Here is a 22,498-nt window from a genome sequence, read left to right on the forward strand (position 1 = left end):
AAGGCTTAAATAAGAAAGGCGGAGTTTTTCTTCAATCTCCGCCTTTCCTCCATATAATAAATCAATAGTTATTCTTCTGTATAACGTTCGATCGTCTGTGCTCTGTCCGGTCCTACGGAAACAATCTTGATTTCTACACCAAGCTGCTCTTCCAGGAAAGTCAGATAAGCGTTGAACTCTTCCGGGAATTCATCTTCGCTCTGCATCTTAGTCATATCTGTTTGCCAACCCGGAAGCTCTGCATAAACAGGTTCTACCCCTTCTGTGATGTCATACGGGAAATAATCGATTTCTTCACCGTTCACTTTGTAGGCAACACAAGCTTTGATTGTTTCGAAAGTATCGAGTACATCGCTCTTCATCATAATCAATTTGGTAACCCCGTTTATCATAACGGAATACTTCAGCGCTACCAGGTCGATCCATCCGCAACGACGTTTACGTCCGGTGACAGAGCCGAATTCATGTCCCAAAGTACACATCTTGTCACCTGTTTCATCAAACAGTTCTGATGGGAACGGACCTGCTCCTACACGAGTACAGTATGCTTTGAAGATACCATATACTTCACCGATACGGTTAGGCGCCACTCCCAGTCCGGTGCAGGCTCCCGCACAAACGGTATTGGAAGAAGTCACGAATGGATATGAACCGAAATCAATATCAAGCATAGTACCCTGCGCTCCTTCACAAAGAACGCTCTTACCATCTTTCAACAGATTATTCACTTCATGTTCGCTATCTACAAAATGGAATTGTTTCAGGTATTCGATACCTTCCAACCAAGCTTTTTCCATTTCTGTGAGGTCATATTCATAATTCAGACCCTTCAGGATTTGTTCGTGACGAGCTTTTGCAGCAGCATACTTCTCATCGAAGTTATGAAGAATGTCACCCACACGAACACCGTTACGGCTCACTTTATCCGTATAAGTAGGGCCGATACCCTTGCCGGTAGTTCCTACTTTGGCATCTCCTTTGGCTGCTTCATAGGCAGCATCCAGAATGCGGTGTGTCGGAAGAATCAGATGAGCTTTCTTTGAAATGTGCAAACGTTCTTTCAGCGGATGACCTGATGCTTCAAGTGCTTCTGCCTCTGCCTTAAACAATGCCGGATCAAGTACCACACCGTTACCGATGATGTTTACCTTGTTTCCCTGGAAAATACCGGAAGGAATAGAGCGGAGCACATATTTCTGTCCTTCGAACTCAAGCGTGTGACCGGCATTCGGGCCGCCCTGAAAACGAGCAACCACATCATACTTAGGTGTTAAAACGTCGACTACTTTTCCTTTACCTTCGTCGCCCCATTGTAATCCTAATAGAACATCTACTTTCATTTTTCTTTTTTATTGTTGTTATTTACTTTTTTCCGTTTGTTAGCTCTGTCGCACTTACTACATACTCCATATATATATAAGGAGTAATGCGAAAGCTGGAAGCGGCTCAATTTCGTATTTTCAATGGCATGCTGCAATTCCTCGTTCTGAAACTCGGTCACTCTACCACATTGAGTACATATCTGATGATGATGTGTCTCGCGATTATATGATTTTTCGTATTGGGAAGAAGTGCCAAACTGATGCTTAATGACCAGTCGTGCATTGATAAGAAGGATAATGGTGTTGTAGAGAGTTGCACGGCTCACCCGGAAATTCTCCTGGTCCATCATCCGTGAATAAAGCATGTCAATATCGAAATGACCGTCGATAGAATAAATAGTATCGAGTATGGCGTAGCGTTCAGGAGTCTTACGATGCCCGTTCGCCGTGAGATATTCCGTGAATATCTGCCTTACTGTATCTTTCACGTTTTGAGTTTCCATCATCAGCCAAAATTAGCGCGAACAAAGTTAAGCCTTTTTTGCGGAAAGCAAAAGAAATTCCTAGAAATAAGTAATGGGTTAATTATTCTTCAGTCTCTTCTTTCACCATGTTGTAGAGCATCTGCTCCCCTTCCAAGGTAGAATCAGCCATTCCTTCCACCAGACGGCATACTTGAAAGGCATGTTCTTCACTATGCTGCATATATTTGCGGATAACCAATAAAGCAGCGTTACGAACATGATAACTGTCGGAATGTACGGCACAGATTGCCTGATCGAGTAATTCGCCGGAGGCGCGTTCAGTCATATCCCCTTTCTTCATCAAAAGACGGGCGGCAGTCAGAAAACCGCAAGTCTGTATATACTCTTGCTCATCTGCAATCCAGTGAAAAGATTTGGCCGGAGCATACGGCAAATGCTGGAAGAGATTCATGCAAGTCAGCTCGGCTATTTCGATATTCCGGATATTTTCTACCCAAATGTCGGCTATCTCGGGATAAAACGTTTCAATCGGTTGAAGCATCCCCGCCAGAATTTTACATTCGCGAATGTCCTCTTTCCACAGAGCCTGTGCCAAGTCATGATTCTTCTCATAACTTTCGGCAATCATCTTGATACGGGGCAGTTCCACTCCGAAATTGAGTTTATAAACCAGCCCCTTCTCACGCATACTTTGGGACACAGCCCCGTTCATAGAGAGACGGAGCTGTGTCTTGATATCTTTTAATTGTTCTTTTATATCCATTTCAAATCAGTTGTTTATTGAAGGTAGCGGAGAATAATCAGTGCTGTAACGCAGCATTTGTTCTACATAACCTTCATCATAGGAAACTGTGACATCTGTAACAGTTCCGTTTTCATCTGTCACCAGTTCGTATTTCGGATTCACAAAACCTTTGTAAGGAGCCAGATTCAGCTTCTTATAGCGTTCCAGAACTTCTGCATGCAGAGCCGGATCCACTTTTACCGCATAGTTTTCTACCAATGTACGGGCTCCTTCAAAATCACCAGTCGACTTGATGCGCTGGATTTCAGCTAATAATTCGCCGAAAAGCTGACGTACCTTCTGATAGTCATTGATAACCACATAAGTCTTTCCGTCTTTCTTCACCAGTTCCACCGCTTTATCGGCAGCTCCTTTTTCAAATACCCAGCGGGCTATCAGCTGGCGATTGCGCATGTGAGCTTCTTCAACACTATTTCCCGGTTCGATACGTACCAGTTGTGTCATCAGCCCATTCATCAGATAAGTATAGTATTGAGCCTTATAAGCATCGGGAGAAGAGAGCAATCCCAGTTCCACCAGCTTCGGATCGGCTACATAATACAATCCGAATAAATCGGCACGTGCCTCTTCGATGGTAGAGCCATAAGCCTTCAACGCATCCGGATCTACACCCGGAAGCAACTTACCGGAACCGTGTCCCAGACATTCATGTAAATCTGTATGAAGCTCATCCGTCAAGTCAGAGTAAGCATCGATCAACTGTATTTCCGCATCACTATAAACAAATTCTTCATTGAATCCGTTTCCATGAGCAGCTTTATTATAAGCATCCGTAATGTTTCCGATAGTCACTGATTTGGAGCCATGATGAGCACGAATCCAGTTAGCATTCGGCAGATTGATACCGATAGCAGTTGCCGGATAAAGATCACCCGCAAGGATAGCAGCAGTAATCACTTTAGCCGATACCCCTTTCACCTTTTCTTTCTTGAAAGATTTATCAACCGGAGAATGATCTTCAAACCATTGCGCGTTACTGCTGATAATCTCCGTACGATGTGTCGATTCCAGATCTTTGAAGTTCACCAAAGATTCCCAACTCGCTTTCATCCCCAGCGGGTCGCCATAACTTTCAGTAAATCCGTTCACAAAGTCGATTCGTGAATTAAGGTCCTTCACCCAAAGAATCGAATATTCATCGAAATCTTTCAGATCACCGGTTTCATAAAATTGAATCAGCTTGGTGATAACAGCTTTTTGTGCTTCATTTTCTGCCACACCTTCCGCTTTCTTCAGCCAATAAACAATCTTCTCAATTGCCTGTGTATAGAGTCCGCCTACTTTCCAAACCTTCTCTGTCAACTTCCCGTTTTCTTTTACCAAACGACTGTTCAGTCCATAAGAAACCGGTGTTTCATCTTTCGGATCTTTCAGCACGCTATAGAAACTTTCCGCCTCTTTCTGCGTCACTCCATCATAATAGTTACAAGCAGAGGTCAACACAAGATCTTCGCCATCCGCCTGATTTACCCGCTTCGACATAACCGCCGGGTCGAAAATCACAGGGAACAGTTCGGCACAAAGTTGATCGGCAGTCTGCCCTTTCTCCAGCGGAAGCAACTTGGCATCCAGACCGAGTACGGCCTGTTTCAAGAATTCCTGTGAGAAGTTCGGCACAAATTTCTCCGTACCATAGTGGTGATGAATACCATTGGAGAACCATACCCTTTTCAAGTACACCTCCATGTTTTTAAAATCAGGCGTTGTTTTATCTCCCTGATAGTTGGTATATACTGCTTCGAGCATCCTGCGGATTCTCAAATTATATTTTCCATTCTGGTCAAACAGAATATCCCTTCCTTCCAGAGCAGCCTCTGTCAGGTAATAAATCAGTTCCTTCTGTTTCAGCGTCAGTTCCTCAAATCCGGGAACCTTATAACGCAATATTTGTAAATCAGCAAATTGTTCCACTGTATAATCAAATTTTTCTGCTTCTGCAGTTGTTGTTTTACTTCCTCCGCACGATGTTAAGAGCGTAGCAGCCACTGTCATTAAAATCAGATGTTTTCTCATAATGCTAGCATTGATTAATTAAAATGAGAAAAGGAATTATCTCCAAAATTTCATTTAGAGGTAATTCCTTTTGATTAGTTTCGGAACGCGCAATTACTTTTTATTCTCCAAATGTTTCTTGCGATATCCGTTAGGAGTTTCACCTACGTTTTTGTAAAATGCAGCGTAAAAAGATTGACGATTTGCAAAGCCAACCATGGCACTAATTTCTTCCACATTTTTGTCGGCATAACGTTTGTCAGTCAATAAATGCAAAGCATCTTTTACTCTGTACTCATTCAACAGGCAAGAATAGTTCATGCCAAAGCGTGAGTTTACTACTGCAGAAAGGTAACGAGTATTCGTTTTCAATTCTTTCGCCAAGTCCTTAGCTGAATAATCAGGATCCTTGTACTTCTTCTGTACAACGATGATATTCAGGATCTTGTCATACAACTCGTCTGCCAATTCCGGTCTAATCAAAGACCTGTATGCAGCCTTTTTTTCTTTCTTTTCCCTCAAATTGTAGGGACGTTTTTTCGGAGTTTCTTCCGTTTTTTTGTTCTCTAAATCACTCATTGAATTAACTGGTTAGGGTTTGTTCATTTGTTAATTATTGCTCATTTGCAACATAACATGTTACAAATGTCTTACTTTTTTTTTAAACACACAATTATTTTGTGCATTTTTTTTCTAAATAAACAATCAAAAACCTTGAAAAAGAGGGAATAGGGTTGAATAATAAGAAACTTTAACTTATTTATAATTCATATCAGAAACTGAAATCTACACATAATGAAAATTGCCAAAGAAAAATGTACCTTTGCAGCATGGATAAATCAGCATCAATGAGAGAAACTCTAAAGACATATTTCGGATACGATAGTTTCCGTCCTCTGCAAGAAGAAATCATCCGCCACATCCTGAACAAACAGGATGCATTGGTATTAATGCCTACTGGTGGGGGAAAATCAATCTGCTACCAACTCCCTGCATTGCTTTGCGAAGGTACTGCCGTTGTCGTTTCCCCACTTATCTCATTGATGAAAGATCAGGTAGAAGCATTGCTGGCAAATGGCATCGCTGCCGGAGCACTGAACAGCAGTAATGACGAAACGGAAAACGTCCAACTGCGTCGCGCATGTGTTGAAGGACACCTGAAGCTGCTTTACATTTCACCGGAAAAACTTTTAGCAGAAAAGGATTATTTGTTGCGGGATATGAACATCTCTCTGTTTGCTATTGATGAAGCGCATTGTATTTCACAATGGGGACATGACTTCCGTCCGGAATACACACAAATGGGAGTGCTTCACCAACAATTTCCGCAAATACCGATTGTCGCACTAACTGCTACTGCGGATAAAATCACGCGCGAAGACATTGTACGGCAATTAAATCTCAACCATCCCCGTATCTTTATCTCATCTTTCGACCGTCCCAACATTAGCCTGACTGTGAAACGTGGTTTTCAAGCGAAAGAGAAGAACAAGGCTATCTTAGAATTTATTCACCGCCACGGGGGAGAAAGCGGGATTATTTATTGCATGAGCCGAAATAAGACAGAAACCGTCGCACAGATGTTGCAAAAGCAGGGTATTCGCTGCGGTGTCTATCATGCCGGATTATCCACCCAACACCGGGACGAAACACAGAATGATTTTATTAACGACCGCATACAGGTAGTATGTGCCACCATTGCTTTTGGAATGGGGATTGATAAATCAAATGTCCGCTGGGTCATACATTATAACCTGCCTAAAAGTATAGAAAGTTTTTATCAGGAAATAGGACGTGCCGGACGGGATGGACTGCCCAGCAGTACTGTCCTGTTTTATTCATTAGGAGATTTAATATTACTTACCAAATTCGCTTCGGAAAGTAATCAGCAAAACATCAATCTGGAAAAGCTTCAACGTATGCAGCAATATGCAGAGGCTGACATTTGCCGGCGTAGAATCTTATTAAGTTACTTCGGAGAGACAACAACAGAGGATTGCGGTAACTGCGATGTTTGTAAAAATCCACCTCAACGATTTGACGGTACGGTCATCGTGCAAAAAGCATTAAGTGCCATCGCACGTACGGAACAGCAAATCAGCATAGGACTGTTGATTGATATTCTCCGTGGAAACTATTCTGCTGAAGTTACCGGAAAAGGTTATCAGGAACTTAAAACGTTCGGTGCCGGACGCGATATTCCTCCTCGTGACTGGCAAGACTATCTGCTTCAGATGTTGCAACTCGGCTACTTTGAAATAGCTTATAATGAGAACAATCATCTTAAGATAACGTCAAGCGGAAGCAATGTTCTCTTCGGAAGGACACAAGCGGCATTGGTAGTTATCCAACATGAGGAAGCAGTTACCCGAAAAGGAAAAAAGAAAAAAGTGGTTATCGCCAAAGAACTCCCCTTCGGTGCAGCAGGCGGCGAAAGCCAAGATTTGTTCGAAGCATTGCGAGGATTAAGAAAACAGCTTGCCGATCAGGAAGCTTTGCCTGCCTATATCGTCTTGTCAGATAAAGTTTTGCATCTGCTTTGCATCTCACGTCCCACCACTATCGAAGAGTTTGGAGAAATCAGCGGTATCGGAGAATACAAGAAGAAAAAATACGGAAAAGACTTCGTTAATCTGATTAGGCAGTTTGTAGAATAATCATACGTCACTTGCACTGCTTAAGCTGTTCGTGCAGATCAGCCGGAGGCACTCCCAATGAAATGGCTTTCTCAAAGTCAGCTTTGGCAAGTCCTTTCTTTTTCTGTGCCAGATAGATATTCCCACGCAGCAGATAAGCATCAGCCGAGGCAGCATCCAACCGGATCGCTTCCTCCAAATCAACCAATGCCAGATCTTCATGCTTCATTTCACGTTCCACGTCGGCACGGGCAATATAAAGTGTCGCATCGTCAGGAGTAGCCGTAATCATCTTATTCAGAATTTCAAGAGATTCCCGGAATTTTCCTTCTTTCTGCTCCAGAGTAGCCAATCCCAGACGACCGCTATAACTCTGCGGATCCAGTTCCAGCAAACGATTATAATCGATTCTCGCAGCCGGATAATCCCGGCGGAGCACATAAATATAGGCACGCATCAACAAAGCTTCCTTGTTCTGTTTATCCTCATCAAGCACCTGACAATAATCGGTATAAGCACGGTCTGTTTTTCCCATTTCCATATAAATAGCGGCACGGTCGAGTAAAATAGGAACTGCCAAAGGAGCAAAATTCAGTGCAAAAGAATAAGACTCCAGCGCTTTATCAAACTCACCCAAGCGACGCTGTACCAATCCCAGGTTAGAAAAAAGCAACGCATTTTTGGCGTTCTTCGGTTCCAGCTTCAAAGCCTGAAGCAAAAGTTCCTCTGCTTTGGGAAGACTGTCTTTCTCAATACATTCAATGGCTCTCTCGGACAATTGCTGATAAGTTTGTGCAAAGGCAACAGCCGGAAAACAAAAAAGCAAAGCTATAATTATTCTTACCATGGTTCAGGTCTTTTTTATAATGAATGAATTAATCCAATGGATATGCGTCAAAAGCAAACAGTTCGGTCGACAAATAACGCTCTCCCGTATCAGGTAACAACGCTACTATTTTTTTGTTCTTAAATTCCGGACGCAGTGACAGTTGACGGGCAGCATACACAGCTGCTCCCGAAGAAATTCCCACCAGCAGACCTTCCGTCGACGCTAACTCACGTCCCGCACGAATCGCTTCATCATCGGGTACACCCATCACCTCATCTACCACAGAAGCATCATAAAGTTTGGGAATAAAATTTGCCCCGATACCCTGAATACGATGCGGAGCCGCCTCTCCTCCTGCCAATACAGGAGACGACGCCGGTTCTACCGCCACAATATAAATATCCGGATTATGTTTCTTTAAAGCACGGGCTACACCGCAAACCGTTCCTCCGGTACCCACTCCGGCCACAAAAACAGCCACTTCACCGTCTGTATCCCGCCAGATCTCTTCACCTGTCGTCCGCTCATGAACAGCCGCATTAGCCGGATTCTCAAATTGTTGTAAGATCACCGAACCGGGAATACTATCACGCAACTCCTGCGCCTTGGCAATAGAAGCTGCCATCCCTCCTAACCCGTCTGTCAATACAATCTGCGCACCCAGCGCTTTCAACAGATTCCGCCGTTCCAGGCTCATTGTTTCAGGCATGGTCAATATCAAATGATACCCTTTAATAGTGGCTACCATTGCCAACCCGACACCTGTATTTCCGCTTGTCGGCTCAATAATCGTCGCACCGGGTTTCAATAATCCCCGAACTTCGGCATCTTCAATCATCGAAAGAGCCACCCTGTCTTTTACACTTCCCGCCGGATTAAAAGCCTCCAGTTTGGCAATAATATTTTGTTCCAGACCGTACTTTCCGCTATAACCGGAAAGTTCCATCAAAGGGGTATTCCCCACTAAATCTGTTAGTTTCCTTGCAATCTTTGCCATCTTATTACTTTATTTTTGTCACAGACACGACAAAGATATGGAAAAAAAGGTATGTTTTATATCACTTCATGAGAAAGATAAGGAAAAGTATAGTAACTTTGTATCCGTTCAATCTTTTTAAGTTTACAGATATGAAAAAGAGAATCATACAATTTCTCACGACCTATTTTTTATTTGTTCTTTTATTCGTTCTTCAGAAACCAATCTTCATGGTTTACTACCATGACTTATATACCAATGTATCTTTAGGTGACTACTTCCGCGTCATGTGGCACGGATTGCCTCTGGATTTATCTCTTGCAGGCTACCTGACCGCTATCCCCGGCTTACTGCTCATCGCCTCCGCTTGGACCAATTCATCCATACTCCGCCGCATCCGGCAAGGATACTTCGGGGTAATCGCCTTTGTCATGGCTTGCATTTTTATCATCGACCTGGGATTATACGGCTTTTGGGGATTCCGTCTGGATGCCACCCCCGTTTTCTATTTCTTCTCTTCCCCCAAAGATGCTATGGCAAGCGTCAGCTTTTGGTTTGTACTATTGGGAATCTTATCTATGCTGATCTATGCAGCAATTTTATACTTCATTTTCTATTACGTCCTTATCCGGGAAAAAAAGCCCCTGAAAATACCTTATCGACGTCAGAATGTCTCGCTTGCGCTCCTTTTGCTGACAGCGGCACTCTTCATCCCTATCCGGGGCGGATTCAGCGTATCCACCATGAATTTGAGCAAGGTATATTTCAGTCAGGACCAACGCATGAATCATGCAGCCATCAATCCGGCATTCAGCTTCATGTATTCCGCCACCCACCAGAATAATTTCGATAAGCAATATCGCTTCATGGACCCGAAAATAGCCGACGAATTATTTGCAGAGATGGTAGACAAACCTGTCGCAGCAACAGACAGCATCCCCCAATTATTGAATACACAACGTCCGAACATTATTTTTATTATCCTTGAGAGTTTCTCCACACACTTGATGGAAACTTTCGGAGGACAACCCAATGTGGCTGTCAATATGGATAAATTCGCTAAAGAAGGCGTATTATTCAGCAACTTCTACGGCAGCAGTTTCCGCACAGACCGCGGACTGGCATCCATCATCAGCGGATATCCCGGCCAGCCAAGCACCAGCATCATGAAATATCCCGAAAAGACGGACAAACTTCCTTCTATCCCGCGCAGCCTGAAAAATGCCGGATACAACCTGGAATATTACTATGGCGGAGATGCCGATTTCACAAATATGCGCTCTTATCTGGTATCTTCCGGCATCGAGAAGATTATTTCCGATAAAGATTTTCCTCTGTCCGAACGTACAGGAAAATGGGGAGCACAGGATCACGTCTTATTCCAACGCCTGATGAAAGACCTGAAAGAAGAAAAACAAGAAGAACCGTTCCTGAAACTCGTACAGACATCAAGCAGCCACGAACCATTCGAAGTCCCGTTCCACAGGCTGGATGATAAAATCCTCAATTCTTTTGCGTATGCCGATAGTTGCGTGGGAGATTTCGTGAAACAGTATCAAGAAACACCGCTATGGAAAAATACACTGTTTGTACTCGTTCCCGATCATCAGGGTGCATATCCGTATCCAATAGAAAATCCGCTGGACGGCCAAACCATTCCGCTGATTTTAATCGGAGGTGCAATCAAACAACCTCTTGTGGTAGATACCTATGCTTCACAGATTGACATTGCCGCCACCTTGCTTGCCCAATTAGGATTGCCGCATGATGAATTTACTTTCAGCAAGAATATCATGAATCCGGCCTCTCCTCATTTTGCATACTTTACCCGCCCGAACTATTTCGGAATGATTACCGCTGATAACCAATTAGTGTACAATCTGGACGCAAATACTGTGCAACTGGACGAAGGTACCGCCAAAGGAGCCAATCTGGAAAAGGGAAAAGCGTTCCTGCAGAAGCTCTACGACGACCTGGCGAAACGCTAGGAAATGAGTTATATTGAATATTTATAAAGTAATATAGGACAATTTTCTATTCTTTATTGTATATTTGCGACATTAAAAATAGATCAATAAAGCCTGATGATACACACCGGAATTGTCCAATATCTTTCGGAGATAGATACAAATATCTTCCTGTATTTCAATGGCATACATTCCCCTTTCTGGGATTATTTCATGAGTTCTTTCACGGGTAAATTCATCTGGATTCCCATGTATGCCACTATATTGTATATTTTATTAAAAAACTTCCACTGGAAAGTAGTACTGTGCTACGTGGCTGCCATTGCACTGACTATCACCTTTGCCGACCAGATGTGCAGCAGCATCATTCGTCCGGTAGTAGCACGTCTGCGTCCCGCCAATCCGGAGAACCCGATTGTAGATCTAGTATATATCGTAAATGGTTACCGCGGAGGAAGCTACGGTTTCCCATCGTGCCATGCAGCCAATTCATTAGGTCTTGCCATGTTTGTCATATTCCTGTTCCGTAAACGTTGGCTAAGCATTTTCATCCTGACCTGGGCAATACTCAACTGCTACACACGTATATATCTGGGTGTACATTATCCCGGTGATTTACTCGTAGGAGGTATTATCGGAGGATTCGGCGGTTGGTTGTTCTGCACTATCGCCCACAAAGCAGCCATCTATCTGGAACCTTCCACCCGCACGAAGAGAAAAGAAATAAAACAATGGTCAGTCACTATTTATGTAGGATTACTGACTATACTCGGTATCATTCTATACTCCACTATTAAAAGTTGGTAGAACATAACAACACTATTTCGAACTAAAAAGTAAAAGCCTGACACCGTTATCCGATGCCAGGCTTTTACTTTTTTATCCGGGTTTATCAAGCTTTCCTGATATAATCAACAATCCACTGTCCTACTTCTTTTGTTCCGTACTTAGCACCGTCAGCCACCTGGATTTCCGGCGTACGTACATTCTCATCCAAAGAAGCATCTACGGCTTTACGAATCAATGCACCCTCTTCTTTAAGGTCGAAATACTCGAACAACATAGCTACAGAAAGAATCTGTGCCAACGGATTAGCAATGTTCAATCCCTTAGCCTGCGGCCATGAACCGTGAATCGGTTCAAATACCGGAGTACTTTCACCTGTAGAAGCAGAAGGAAGCAAGCCCATAGAACCACTGATTACAGAACCTTCGTCAGTCAGGATGTCACCGAATGTATTTTCCGTTACCATCACATCGAAGAAAGCAGGTTCCTGAATCATCTTCATTGCAGCATTATCCACAAACATATAATCAGTTGTCACTTCCGGATAGTTCGGAGCCATTTCCTGTGCAATCTGACGCCACAGACGGGAAGAAGCCAACACATTTGCCTTATCTACCACAGTCAGATGTTTTCTGCGCTTCATCGCATATTCGAAAGCCACCTTCAAAATACGTTCGATTTCCGGACGAGTATAATAGTTTGTATCATACGCCTTATCATTATCCTGGTACTTTTCACCGAAATACATACCTCCGGTCAGCTCACGGATACAGATAAAATCGGCATTCTCTACCAACTCCGCACGCAACGGAGATTTGTGGATCAGGCATTTGAATGTCTGTACCGGACGGATATTAGCGAAAAGACCCAGTTTCTTACGCATAGCCAGCAAACCTTGCTCCGGACGTACCTTGGCAGTAGGATCATTGTCAAATTTCGGATCACCTACGGCAGAGAACAAAACAGCATCCGCCTCTTTACAAACCTGATAAGTTGCTTCCGGAAACGGATCGCCTACTTTATCAATCGCATCAGCTCCACAGATTGCATATTCGTAACTTACTTTGTGACCAAACTTCTCGCAAACGGCACTCATCACATCTACACCTTGCACAGAGATCTCCGGTCCGATGCCGTCGCCTGCTAATACAGCAATTTTAAAATCCATAATCGTTTATTCTTCTATTTATATATTCTTATAAAAAACATTCTTCGGGCAAGTTGTTTCTCACTTGCTCTTCTCGTATTCATCTTCGATGAGGTTCAACATCTTCATAGTAGCCTTGATGGCAGCCTCTGTCTGGTCGGCATCGAGTCCGCGGGTACGGAACACCTGCTCATCATAACTCCACGTGATAACTGTCTGCACAAATGCATCCGTACGTCCACCGGGAGGAATGGTTACCGCATAATTGGTCAACATCGGGAATTTACGTCCTAATGTCACCTTATATATCTTACGCAGCGCACGAACAAAAGCATCATACTGACCATCGCCGCCTGAACTCTCTTCATACTCTTTTCCGTTGATTTCTATCTTCAACGTTGCCATCGGTTTCAACCCATGAGCCAGATTCACAAAATAGCTCTTCAGTTTAACCTTCTCACCCACTGCTCCATGTTTCAACACATCCGAAACAATGTACGGCAAATCTTCCTGTGTAACCAGTTCTTTCTTGTCGCCCAACTCGATGATGCGTTCCGTTACCTTGCGCATAGCATCTTCGTCCAGCTCCAATCCGAGATCTTCGAGGTTCTTACGGATATTTGCTTTACCGCTTGTCTTACCCAATGCATATTCGCGCTTGCGGCCAAAACGTTCGGGAAGCAAATCATTGCAGTAGAGATTATTCTTGTTATCCCCGTCGGCATGCACCCCGGCCACTTGCGTAAAGACATTCTCACCTACAATCGGTTTATTGGCAGGTATCACAATTCCCGAATAAGACTCCACTACCCGGCTGACATCATTCAAACGGCTTTCGTCGATATTGGTCACCGCATTGAAATGGTCTTTCAGGATAGCCTGCACACTTGCGAGAGGAGCATTTCCTGCCCGTTCACCCAGTCCGTTGATGGTTGTATGCAATCCTTTGACACCGCTTAATACCGCGGCAAGGACATTACTCACAGCCAAATCATAATCATTGTGCGCATGGAAATCGAGATGAGTATTCGGATAACGTTTCTTCATCTTCCGCATATACTCTATCACTTGCAAAGGATTCAAGATACCCAACGTATCAGGCAACATAAAACGCTTGACACTCGTCTCTTTCAATCCATCCATCAACTGAAATACATATTCGGGAGAATCTTTGATACCGTTGCTCCAATCTTCCAGATAAACATTGACGGTTATATCCTGTTCGTCGGCATAATGCACCACACTTATGATATCCGCCAGATGTTCTTCCGGTGTCTTTTTCAGTTGTTGCGTACAATGCTTCAGTGAACCTTTACAAAGAAGATTAATCACACGGCATCCGGTACGCTGAATCCAATCGACAGAAGTATGCCCGTCGACAAAGCCGAGCACTTCCACTTTATGGAGCAGACTACGACGGGCCGCCCAGTCGCAAATCATCTTCACGGCTTCAAACTCACCGTCCGACACACGCGCCGAAGCAACCTCCACCCGGTCTACCTTTAAATCTTCTAACAGTAAACGGGCGATCATTAGTTTCTCATGAGGCACGAAAGATACTCCGCTGGTTTGTTCACCATCACGGAGCGTTGTGTCCATGATTTCTATTTTCACGCCTTCTTTTCCCATTCTTCTATTTTATCTTTATTGCTCAACAAGAAATCGATATCGTCCAATCCGTTCATCAAACAAAGTTTCTTGTAAGCATTGATTTCGAAATGTTCACTTTTACCTGTCGCCTTGTTGGTGATGGTCTGTTCGGGAAGGTTCACTTCCACTTCCATCTTCGGGTCCGCTTCTATCGAATCGAACAACTCCTGCAGAAACTCCTCGGTAACAACCACCGGCAGCACAAAGTTGTTCAACTCATTATTCTTATGAATATCGGCAAAGAAACTGGATACCACCACGCGGAAACCATATCCTGCAATAGCCCAGGCAGCGTGTTCACGGCTGGAACCCGAACCGAAGTTTTTTCCTGCCACCAATATCTGTCCGCTATAAGTAGGATTGTTCAACACAAAATCCTTGTTCAGGGAACCGTCAGCATTATAACGCCAGTCACGGAAAAGATTATCACCAAAGAATTTTTCTTCACGAGTGGTTGCTTTCAGGAAACGTGCCGGAATGATCTGGTCAGTATCTACGTTTTCTAAAGGAAGAGGTACACAAGTACTTGTTATTATATTAAATTTTGTCTTAGCCATCGTCTTATTTACAATTTAATGATTTACGAATTACGGTTGAATTACATCAGCTCTCTCGGATCGGTAATCACACCTGTCACCGCAGCAGCGGCAGCTACCAGCGGACTAGCCAGCAAAGTGCGTGCACCGGGTCCCTGACGTCCTTCGAAATTACGGTTGCTGGTAGATACCGAATACTTTCCGGCAGGAATCTTATCATCGTTCATTGCCAGACAAGCAGAACATCCCGGCTGACGGATAGCAAATCCGGCTTCCGTCAATATCTTGTCGATTCCTTCCTTACGGATCTGTGCGTCTACCATCCATGAACCCGGAACCAGCCATGCAATTACATTCTCCGCTTTCTTACGACCTTTCACGATGGAAGCAAATGCACGGAAATCTTCAATACGACCGTTTGTACAAGCACCAAGAAATACATAACCAATCTTCTTACCCAACAAAGATTCACCCGGTTGGAATCCCATATACTCCATTGATTTCTTGAACGAAACCTGTGCAGCTTCACTCATTCCTTCCATAGTAGGAATATGCTGTGTGATTCCCATACCCATACCCGGATTCGTTCCGTAGGTAATCATCGGTTCAATATCAGCCGCTTCGAAACGGACTTCTTTATCAAACACGGCATCATCATCACTCTTCAATGTTTTCCAATAAGCCAAAGCCTTGTCCCATGCTTCGCCTTGCGGAGCACTTTCACGTCCTTTGATATATTCAAAAGTCACTTCATCCGGAGCAACCATACCACCACGCGCACCCATTTCAATAGAAAGGTTGCAAAGGGTAAGACGTCCCTCCATTGTCAGATTGCGGATAGCCGAACCTGCATATTCCACGAAGTAACCCGTAGCACCACTGGTAGTCATCTTAGACATCATATACAGAGCCACATCCTTTGCAGTCACCCCTTTGCCCAGTTCACCGTCTACAGTGATACGCATTGTTTTCGGTCTCGACTGGAGAATACATTGTGAAGCCAGCACCATTTCCACCTCGCTCGTTCCGATACCGAAAGCAATCGCTCCCATTGCACCGTGAGTAGAAGTGTGAGAGTCACCGCAAACAATCGTCATTCCCGGCAAGGTCAAACCACGTTCGGGACCTACCACATGAATAATACCATTCTTCGGATGCATCATGCCGTAGTGTGTCAGACCAAAATCCTTCGCATTCTGCGTCAGCGTGTCCACCTGCGTTTTAGAAATCGGATCTTCAATCTCCTTATCCTGATCGTGTGTCGGTGTATTATGGTCGGGCATACAAAATACCTTTTCAGGACGCAATACTCCGATTCCACGTTCACGCAATCCCGCAAAAGCCTGCGGACTAGTCACTTCGTGACAATATAACCGATCAATATAAAGCTGTGTAGGGCCATCTTCCACAGTAGTCACCACGTGGGCATCCCATATCTTATCAAATAATGTATTCATCTGTTTATTTACTATTTTACTAATTACTATTTACTCTTTCAATCAATCTCTGTAATACCAAACCGACTGTCAATCTCTTTTTTACGATTTGAATTTGTTAATACAGTCGATGTAGGCTTCTACCGAAGCAGCAATAATATCTGTATTGGCACCAAAACCATAATAAATCTGGTTATCGTATTCTACCTGCATGTGCACTTTACCTACATCATCACTTCCCTTACTGATAGCCTGAATAGTAAACTCTTTCAGAGTCATGTGGCGTTCTACAATCTTTTTCAATGCTTTGATGGCAGCATCTACCGGACCATTACCACTGGCACAAGCTTCAAACTTCTCACCGGCAATATTCAATCCCAAACTAGCTACCGAACGAACACCGACACCACTCGTCACCTGCAAGTAATCCAGTTTGATACGATGGTTCTGGCTACGGTCTGCACCTGCCAATACTAAAATATCATCATCATTAATATCTTTCTTCTTATCAGCCAACTTCAGGAACTCATCATATACCTTATCCAGTTTTTCCTGATCCAGATTCACTCCCAATATAGAAAGACGATTTTTCAATGCAGCACGCCCGCTGCGGGCAGTCAATACGATAGAGTTATCATCAATACCCACATCATGCGGATCGATAATCTCATACGTCTGTACATTTTTCAATACGCCATCCTGATGGATACCTGAAGAGTGTGCAAAAGCGTTACGTCCAACGATTGCTTTATTGGGTTGTACCGGCATATTCATCAGGCTGGATACCATACGGCTGGTCGGATAAATCTTCTGCGTATTGATATTGGTTTGAATATCTATTTCGTGATGGCTCTTAATAATCATGGCGATTTCTTCGAGAGCAGTATTTCCTGCACGTTCGCCAATACCATTGATGGTAACTTCCACCTGACGCGCACCGTTCAAAACACCGGCTATCGTATTGGCAGTAGCCATACCCAAGTCATTATGACAGTGAGTAGAAAGTATGGCATTATCAATGCCGTCTACATGGTCAACCAGGTATTTTATCTTGGCGCCATATTCTGAAGGCAAGCAGTAACCTGTTGTATCAGGGATATTCACTACGGTAGCTCCCGCTTTGATAACAGCTTCTACCACACGTGCCAGATATTCGTTATCCGTACGGCCTGCGTCTTCTGCATAAAATTCCACATCGTCTACAAAACGGCGGGCATATTTCACAGCAGCTACTGCACGTTCGATAATCTCTTCACGATTCGAATTGAATTTATATTTAATGTGCGAATCAGAAGTACCGATACCGGTGTGAATACGTTTATGTTTAGCAAATTTCAGTGCATCTACGGCTACATCAATATCTTTTTGAACTGCGCGGGTCAAAGCACAGATAGTAGGCCAAGTCACCGCTTTTGAAATCTCAATTACTGAATTAAAATCCCCCGGGCTCGAAATGGGGAATCCGGCTTCAATCACGTCTACTCCCAACGCTTCCAATGCCTTTGCTACCTGAATCTTTTCTACTGTATTCAACTGGCATCCCGGAACCTGTTCACCATCTCTAAGAGTGGTATCAAAAATAAATAACCTATTGTCCATATTCTTATGTATATTATATAATTATTAGCATTAAAAAAAGCCTTTCACACTTGGAAGTGAGAAAGGCTTTCGTATATTTTCATTTATACACATTTACGCGCAGCACTCACTTCCACTAACCTTTGATAGTAGAATAATAATACCGCATAGTAGAATATGTATAAACATCTGATTCATTTCTTGTCTCTTTTATTAGTTTGACGGTGCAAAGGTATGGATTATTTCTTTACCACCAAATAATACGTTACTTTTTTATCGAAAAAAATATCATTTCATAAGTTAAAGCCGATTATTAGCAAAAATGTATCACGAATAAAGCGATATGTTTATTAAAACAGAAAGAGGGAGTAGAATGTTTGAACCATTCTCTCCCTCTCCTTCTTTATTGTTCTAAATCAATAGATTACTTCTTATCGCAACATTCTTTCTTTTCTGCGCAATCAGCTTTTTTGTCGCAAGCAGTAGCACAAGAGTCCTTAGCCTGGCAGCAAGAATCAGTTTCAACAACAGCTTCCACTGTTTCTACAGTTGTCTCTTCACCTTCAGAAGCAGCGTTAGTAGTTTTGTTACCAGTACAAGACATCATTGCAAAAGAAAATGTTACTGCTACAGCAGCCAAAAATAATTTAGTTTTCATACCTTTTAAATTTGCTTTAAACGTTTAATAAAATAATTGTCGGTCGCAAATATAGCACTTTTTTCGCAAAGTACCAAATGACAGAAAGCCCCTTGATTCATTTTGAATCAAGGGGCTTCTTAAAAACGGCGGCTACCTACTCTCCCACTGTTACGCAGTACCATCGGCGTGACGAGGCTTAACTTCTCTGTTCGGAATGGGAAGAGGTGGAACCCTCGTGCTATAACCACCTGAATAAGGTTATGACATGATGAAAAGTAAAATCCTAGTGTCTAGAAAGCTAAACGTATATACCCAACCGGTACATGTTCGAAAGAAAGTGAACGGGCAATTAGTAATGCTCGGCTTTGATGTTACCACCTTTACACCTGCATCCTATCAACGTCATCGTCTTTGACGACCCTAAGAAATCTAATCTTGTGGCTGGCTTCGTACTTAGATGCTTTCAGCACTTATCCAATCCCGACTTAGATACCCAGCAATGCACCTGGCGGCACAACTGGTAAACCAGCGGTCAGTCCAACACGGTCCTCTCGTACTAGTGTCAGAGCCACGCAAATTTCATACGCCCACGATAGATAGAGACCGAACTGTCTCACGACGTTCTGAACCCAGCTCGCGTGCCACTTTAATGGGCGAACAGCCCAACCCTTGGGACCTTCTCCAGCCCCAGGATGTGACGAGCCGACATCGAGGTGCCAAACCCCTCCGTCGATATGAGCTCTTGGGAGGGATCAGCCTGTTATCCCCGGAGTACCTTTTATCCTTTGAGCGATGTCCCTTCCATACGGAAACACCGGATCACTATGCTCTAGTTTCCTACCTGATCGACTTGTCTGTCTCCCAGTCAAGCGCCCTTATGCCATTACACTCTACGGACGGTTACCAATCGTCCTGAGGGCACCTTTAGAAGCCTCCGTTACACTTTTGGAGGCGACCACCCCAGTCAAACTACCCACCAAACAGTGTCCTCGTTTCTACGAGTTAGAACTCAAATAATCAAAGGGCCGTATTTCAACAGCGACTCCACAAATACTGGCGTACCTGCTTCAAAGTCTCCGGCCTATCCTACACATCAATTACCCAAATTCAATGTTAAGCTATAGTAAAGGTTCACGGGGTCTTTTCGTCCCATCGCGGGTAATCGGCATCTTCACCGATACTACAATTTCACTGAGCTCACGGTTGAGACAGTGTCCAGATCATTACACCATTCGTGCAGGTCGGAACTTACCCGACAAGGAATTTCGCTACCTTAGGACCGTTATAGTTACGGCCGCCGTTTACTGGGGCTTCAATTCAATGCTTCTCTTGCGATGACATCTCCTCTTAACCTTCCAGCACCGGGCAGGTGTCAGGCTGTATACGTAATCTTTCAATTTGGCACAGCCCTGTGTTTTTGTTAAACAGTTGCCTGGACCTATTCTCTGCGCCCAACTCTCGTTGGGACCCTTTATCCCGAAGTTACAGGGTCAATTTGCCTAGTTCCTTAACCGTGAATCACTCAAGCGCCTTAGTATATTCAACCCGACTACGTGTGTCCGTTTACGGTACGGGTACCTTAAAGATTAAGTTTAGCGGATTTTCTTGGGAGTATGTTTACACGCACTATTACCTTGTTCCGAAGAACGCGGTATACTATCAGGTTCGACTCTTATCCTGGATTTGCCTGGGATAATCAACATCTACACCCTTCAACGGACTATTCCGTCAGTCCGCGGCGCTGTCACTCCTCCGTCTCCACGTCACTCTTTAAGGTAGTACAGGAATATTAACCTGTTCTGCCATCGGCCTCACCGTTCGGCTGAGCCTTAGGACCCGACTAACCCTGATCCGATTAGCGTTGATCAGGAAACCTTAGTCTTTCGGCGAGGGGGTTTCTCACCCCCTTTATCGTTACTTATACCTACATTTGCTTTTCCACACGCTCCAGCAAAGCTCACGCTTCACCTTCGACGCAGAGTGGAATGCTCCCCTACCGATCCTTACGGATCCCATAGCTTCGGTAAATTGCTTGATGCCCGATTATTATCCACGCCAAACTCCTCGACTAGTGAGCTGTTACGCACTCTTTAAATGAATGGCTGCTTCCAAGCCAACATCCTAGCTGTCTTAGCAATCTGACTTCGTTAGTTCAACTTAGCAATTATTTGGGGACCTTAGCTGATGGTCTGGATTCTTCTCCTTTAGGACATGGACCTTAGCACCCATGCCCTCACTCCTGGGATCGAACTACTGCGCATTCGGAGTTTATCAAGACTTGATAGGCGGTGAAGCCCTCGCATCTTATCAGTCGCTCTACCTCACAGTAGTAATTCCCAAGGCTGCACCTAAATGCATTTCGGGGAGTACGAGCTATCTCCAAGTTTGATTAGCCTTTCACCCCCACCCTCAGTTCATCCGGAAGCTTTTCAACGCTTATCGGTTCGGTCCTCCAGTTAGTGTTACCTAACCTTCAACCTGACCAAGGGTAGATCACTTGGTTTCGCGTCTACTCCTTCCGACTAATCGCCCTGTTCAGACTCGCTTTCGCTTCGGCTTCATGTCTTAAGACACTTAACCTTGCCGGAAAAAGTAACTCGTAGGTTCATTATGCAAAAGGCACGCCGTCACTTCTTACAAAGCTCCGACCGCTTGTAGGCGCACGGTTTCAGGGACTATTTCACTCTTCTATTCGAAGTGCTTTTCACCTTTCCTTCACAGTACTGGTTCGCTATCGGTCTCTCGGGAGTATTTAGCCTTACCGGATGGTCCCGGCAGATTCACGCAAGATTCCTCGTGTCCCGCGCTACTCAGGATACCACTACGCTTCGTTTAGCTTCGAATACCGGACTATCACCGTCTATGGTCCCATTTTCCAAAGGGTTCTTCTCACTAAACTTCTTGCGATGTCGTGGTCCTACAACCCCAATATTGCCGTAACAACATTGGTTTGGGCTAATCCCCGTTCGCTCGCCACTACTAGGGGAATCATTATTATTTTCTTTTCCTACAGGTACTAAGATGTTTCAGTTCCCTGTGTTAGCCTCTTGCTATGCAAGATGTCATTCCTTCAGAATGACGGGTTGTCCCATTCGGAAATCTTCGGATCAAAGGTTATTTGCACCTTCCCGAAGCTTATCGCAGCTTATCACGTCCTTCATCGCCTCCGAGAGCCAAGGCATCCGCCATGCGCCCTTGCTTACTTTCTTTCAAACTTCTTAAATTGAAAATTGAGAATTGAGAATTAAAAAATAATACTCAATGACAATATCAATCACGTACGGTTTGATATATACTTTTAGCTCTTACTAAAATTTTACTTTTTGTACATCATGTCAAAGATCGTTTCTCTTTTCAGAGATGGTGGAGAATAACGGATTCGAACCGTTGACCCTCTGCGTGCAAGGCAGATGCTCTAGCCAGCTGAGCTAATCCCCCAAGAGGTTATCAAGAATTGCTGCATTCCGCTTACGCGTCATTCCTTCGTTCTTGAGCTTGGTAGTCCCAGGCAGAGTTGAACTGCCGACCTCTACATTATCAGTGTAGCGCTCTAACCAACTGAGCTATAGGACTAGTTCAACCTTGTCTACCTGTATGTTAGACTCGGCTTCTTTTTTCTCTTGTTTATCTCTATCTATACTTCTATAGATGGTTGATCTATATATTATAAATAAACAAGTACCAGTAGTACAAAAAACAGAACCTTTAAAGTC

The 22,498-nt window shown here is 43.9% G+C and carries 16 protein-coding genes, 2 tRNA genes and 2 rRNA genes; 3 read left to right on the forward strand and 17 right to left on the reverse strand.

All coding sequences use genetic code 11. The features are described from left to right. Positions 1–68: 68 nt before the first annotated feature. The 5 genes from H8796_RS23770 to H8796_RS23790 form a co-directional block, all read right to left on the reverse strand. Positions 69–1,340, reverse strand: coding sequence for an adenylosuccinate synthase (locus H8796_RS23770; protein WP_117935992.1), 1,272 nt, complete (start codon positions 1,338–1,340; stop codon positions 69–71). Continuing rightward, the gene (locus H8796_RS23775) at positions 1,337–1,825 is read right to left on the reverse strand and encodes a Fur family transcriptional regulator (RefSeq protein ID WP_004327109.1); all 489 of its coding nucleotides are present in this window, start codon (positions 1,823–1,825) and stop codon (positions 1,337–1,339) included. Before H8796_RS23775 ends, H8796_RS23770 begins: the two co-directional genes overlap by 4 nt. Positions 1,826–1,907: 82 nt before the next feature. Next, positions 1,908–2,570, reverse strand: a complete 663-nt coding sequence (locus H8796_RS23780; protein WP_004307185.1) for a DNA alkylation repair protein — start codon at positions 2,568–2,570, stop codon at positions 1,908–1,910. A 6-nt stretch (positions 2,571–2,576) separates the two neighbouring features. Next, positions 2,577–4,625 carry a dihydrofolate reductase gene (locus H8796_RS23785; RefSeq protein WP_187343889.1) on the reverse strand — a complete coding sequence of 683 codons (2,049 nt, stop codon included), beginning with the start codon at positions 4,623–4,625 and terminating at the stop codon, positions 2,577–2,579. A gap of 93 nt (positions 4,626–4,718) precedes the next feature. Further along, a complete protein-coding gene (locus H8796_RS23790) occupies positions 4,719–5,183 on the reverse strand; it encodes an AraC family transcriptional regulator (RefSeq protein WP_004301101.1) in 465 nt (154 codons plus the stop codon). A 269-nt stretch (positions 5,184–5,452) separates the two neighbouring features. Here H8796_RS23790 and recQ point away from each other — a divergent pair, with 269 nt between their 5' ends. Then, on the forward strand, positions 5,453–7,261 hold the full coding sequence (recQ, locus tag H8796_RS23795; protein WP_117935996.1) for a DNA helicase RecQ: 1,809 nt from the start codon (positions 5,453–5,455) through the stop codon (positions 7,259–7,261). Positions 7,262–7,268: 7 nt separating this feature from the next. Here recQ and H8796_RS23800 read toward each other — a convergent pair whose 3' ends face one another. Continuing rightward, positions 7,269–8,087 (reverse strand): lipopolysaccharide assembly protein LapB, encoded by an 819-nt coding sequence (locus H8796_RS23800; protein ID WP_004301105.1) that lies wholly within the window; start codon positions 8,085–8,087, stop codon positions 7,269–7,271. 28 nt (positions 8,088–8,115) lie between these two features. Beyond that, positions 8,116–9,066: a cysteine synthase A gene (gene cysK / locus H8796_RS23805; protein ID WP_117935998.1), complete on the reverse strand. Its 951-nt coding sequence runs from the start codon at positions 9,064–9,066 to the stop codon at positions 8,116–8,118. 131 nt (positions 9,067–9,197) lie between these two features. Here cysK and H8796_RS23810 point away from each other — a divergent pair, with 131 nt between their 5' ends. Continuing rightward, a complete protein-coding gene (locus tag H8796_RS23810; protein WP_187343890.1) occupies positions 9,198–11,033 on the forward strand; it encodes an LTA synthase family protein in 1,836 nt (611 codons plus the stop codon). A 96-nt stretch (positions 11,034–11,129) separates the two neighbouring features. Beyond that, positions 11,130–11,819, forward strand: a complete 690-nt coding sequence (locus H8796_RS23815) for a phosphatase PAP2 family protein (protein ID WP_117936000.1) — start codon at positions 11,130–11,132, stop codon at positions 11,817–11,819. A gap of 85 nt (positions 11,820–11,904) precedes the next feature. On the opposite strand, the gene leuB is transcribed toward H8796_RS23815, so the two are convergent. The 10 genes from leuB to H8796_RS23865 form a co-directional block, all read right to left on the reverse strand. Beyond that, a complete protein-coding gene (gene leuB, locus H8796_RS23820) occupies positions 11,905–12,966 on the reverse strand; it encodes a 3-isopropylmalate dehydrogenase (RefSeq protein ID WP_008774841.1) in 1,062 nt (353 codons plus the stop codon). Between the two features lie 60 nt (positions 12,967–13,026). Next, positions 13,027–14,574, reverse strand: coding sequence for an alpha-isopropylmalate synthase regulatory domain-containing protein (locus tag H8796_RS23825; RefSeq protein WP_004301119.1), 1,548 nt, complete (start codon positions 14,572–14,574; stop codon positions 13,027–13,029). After that, positions 14,556–15,152 carry a 3-isopropylmalate dehydratase small subunit gene (gene leuD / locus H8796_RS23830; RefSeq protein WP_004307192.1) on the reverse strand — a complete coding sequence of 199 codons (597 nt, stop codon included), beginning with the start codon at positions 15,150–15,152 and terminating at the stop codon, positions 14,556–14,558. Before leuD ends, H8796_RS23825 begins: the two co-directional genes overlap by 19 nt. A gap of 41 nt (positions 15,153–15,193) precedes the next feature. Beyond that, positions 15,194–16,588: a 3-isopropylmalate dehydratase large subunit gene (gene leuC / locus H8796_RS23835; RefSeq protein ID WP_117936002.1), complete on the reverse strand. Its 1,395-nt coding sequence runs from the start codon at positions 16,586–16,588 to the stop codon at positions 15,194–15,196. Positions 16,589–16,669: 81 nt separating this feature from the next. Then, a complete protein-coding gene (locus tag H8796_RS23840) occupies positions 16,670–18,166 on the reverse strand; it encodes a 2-isopropylmalate synthase (protein ID WP_004301125.1) in 1,497 nt (498 codons plus the stop codon). Positions 18,167–18,569: 403 nt separating this feature from the next. Continuing rightward, the gene (locus H8796_RS23845; protein ID WP_004307193.1) at positions 18,570–18,803 is read right to left on the reverse strand and encodes a hypothetical protein; all 234 of its coding nucleotides are present in this window, start codon (positions 18,801–18,803) and stop codon (positions 18,570–18,572) included. Positions 18,804–18,926: 123 nt separating this feature from the next. Continuing rightward, positions 18,927–19,037: ribosomal RNA gene (rrf, locus tag H8796_RS23850) — 5S ribosomal RNA — on the reverse strand. A gap of 77 nt (positions 19,038–19,114) precedes the next feature. After that, positions 19,115–21,994: ribosomal RNA gene (locus tag H8796_RS23855) — 23S ribosomal RNA — on the reverse strand. A gap of 152 nt (positions 21,995–22,146) precedes the next feature. Next, a tRNA-Ala gene (locus H8796_RS23860) sits at positions 22,147–22,223 on the reverse strand. Positions 22,224–22,281: 58 nt separating this feature from the next. After that, positions 22,282–22,358, reverse strand: a tRNA-Ile gene (locus H8796_RS23865). Positions 22,359–22,498: the final 140 nt, after the last annotated feature.

The organism is Bacteroides sp. M10, assembly GCF_014334015.1.
GTDB classification, from domain to species: Bacteria; Bacteroidota; Bacteroidia; order Bacteroidales; family Bacteroidaceae; genus Bacteroides; species Bacteroides intestinigallinarum.

Excerpts from the sequence above, each read along its gene's own strand:
- H8796_RS23770 (WP_117935992.1), bottom strand. The coding sequence starts at position 1,340 with ATGAAAGTAGATGTTCTATTAGGATTACAATGGGGCGACGAAGGTAAA.
- H8796_RS23775 (WP_004327109.1), bottom strand. The coding sequence starts at position 1,825 with ATGGAAACTCAAAACGTGAAAGATACAGTAAGGCAGATATTCACGGAA.
- H8796_RS23780 (WP_004307185.1), bottom strand. The coding sequence starts at position 2,570 with ATGGATATAAAAGAACAATTAAAAGATATCAAGACACAGCTCCGTCTC.
- H8796_RS23785 (WP_187343889.1), bottom strand. The coding sequence starts at position 4,625 with ATGAGAAAACATCTGATTTTAATGACAGTGGCTGCTACGCTCTTAACA.
- H8796_RS23790 (WP_004301101.1), bottom strand. The coding sequence starts at position 5,183 with ATGAGTGATTTAGAGAACAAAAAAACGGAAGAAACTCCGAAAAAACGT.
- recQ (WP_117935996.1), top strand. The coding sequence starts at position 5,453 with ATGAGAGAAACTCTAAAGACATATTTCGGATACGATAGTTTCCGTCCT.
- H8796_RS23800 (WP_004301105.1), bottom strand. The coding sequence starts at position 8,087 with ATGGTAAGAATAATTATAGCTTTGCTTTTTTGTTTTCCGGCTGTTGCC.
- cysK (WP_117935998.1), bottom strand. The coding sequence starts at position 9,066 with ATGGCAAAGATTGCAAGGAAACTAACAGATTTAGTGGGGAATACCCCT.
- H8796_RS23810 (WP_187343890.1), top strand. The coding sequence starts at position 9,198 with ATGAAAAAGAGAATCATACAATTTCTCACGACCTATTTTTTATTTGTT.
- H8796_RS23815 (WP_117936000.1), top strand. The coding sequence starts at position 11,130 with ATGATACACACCGGAATTGTCCAATATCTTTCGGAGATAGATACAAAT.
- leuB (WP_008774841.1), bottom strand. The coding sequence starts at position 12,966 with ATGGATTTTAAAATTGCTGTATTAGCAGGCGACGGCATCGGACCGGAG.
- H8796_RS23825 (WP_004301119.1), bottom strand. The coding sequence starts at position 14,574 with ATGGGAAAAGAAGGCGTGAAAATAGAAATCATGGACACAACGCTCCGT.
- leuD (WP_004307192.1), bottom strand. The coding sequence starts at position 15,152 with ATGGCTAAGACAAAATTTAATATAATAACAAGTACTTGTGTACCTCTT.
- leuC (WP_117936002.1), bottom strand. The coding sequence starts at position 16,588 with ATGAATACATTATTTGATAAGATATGGGATGCCCACGTGGTGACTACT.
- H8796_RS23840 (WP_004301125.1), bottom strand. The coding sequence starts at position 18,166 with ATGGACAATAGGTTATTTATTTTTGATACCACTCTTAGAGATGGTGAA.
- H8796_RS23845 (WP_004307193.1), bottom strand. The coding sequence starts at position 18,803 with ATGAAAACTAAATTATTTTTGGCTGCTGTAGCAGTAACATTTTCTTTT.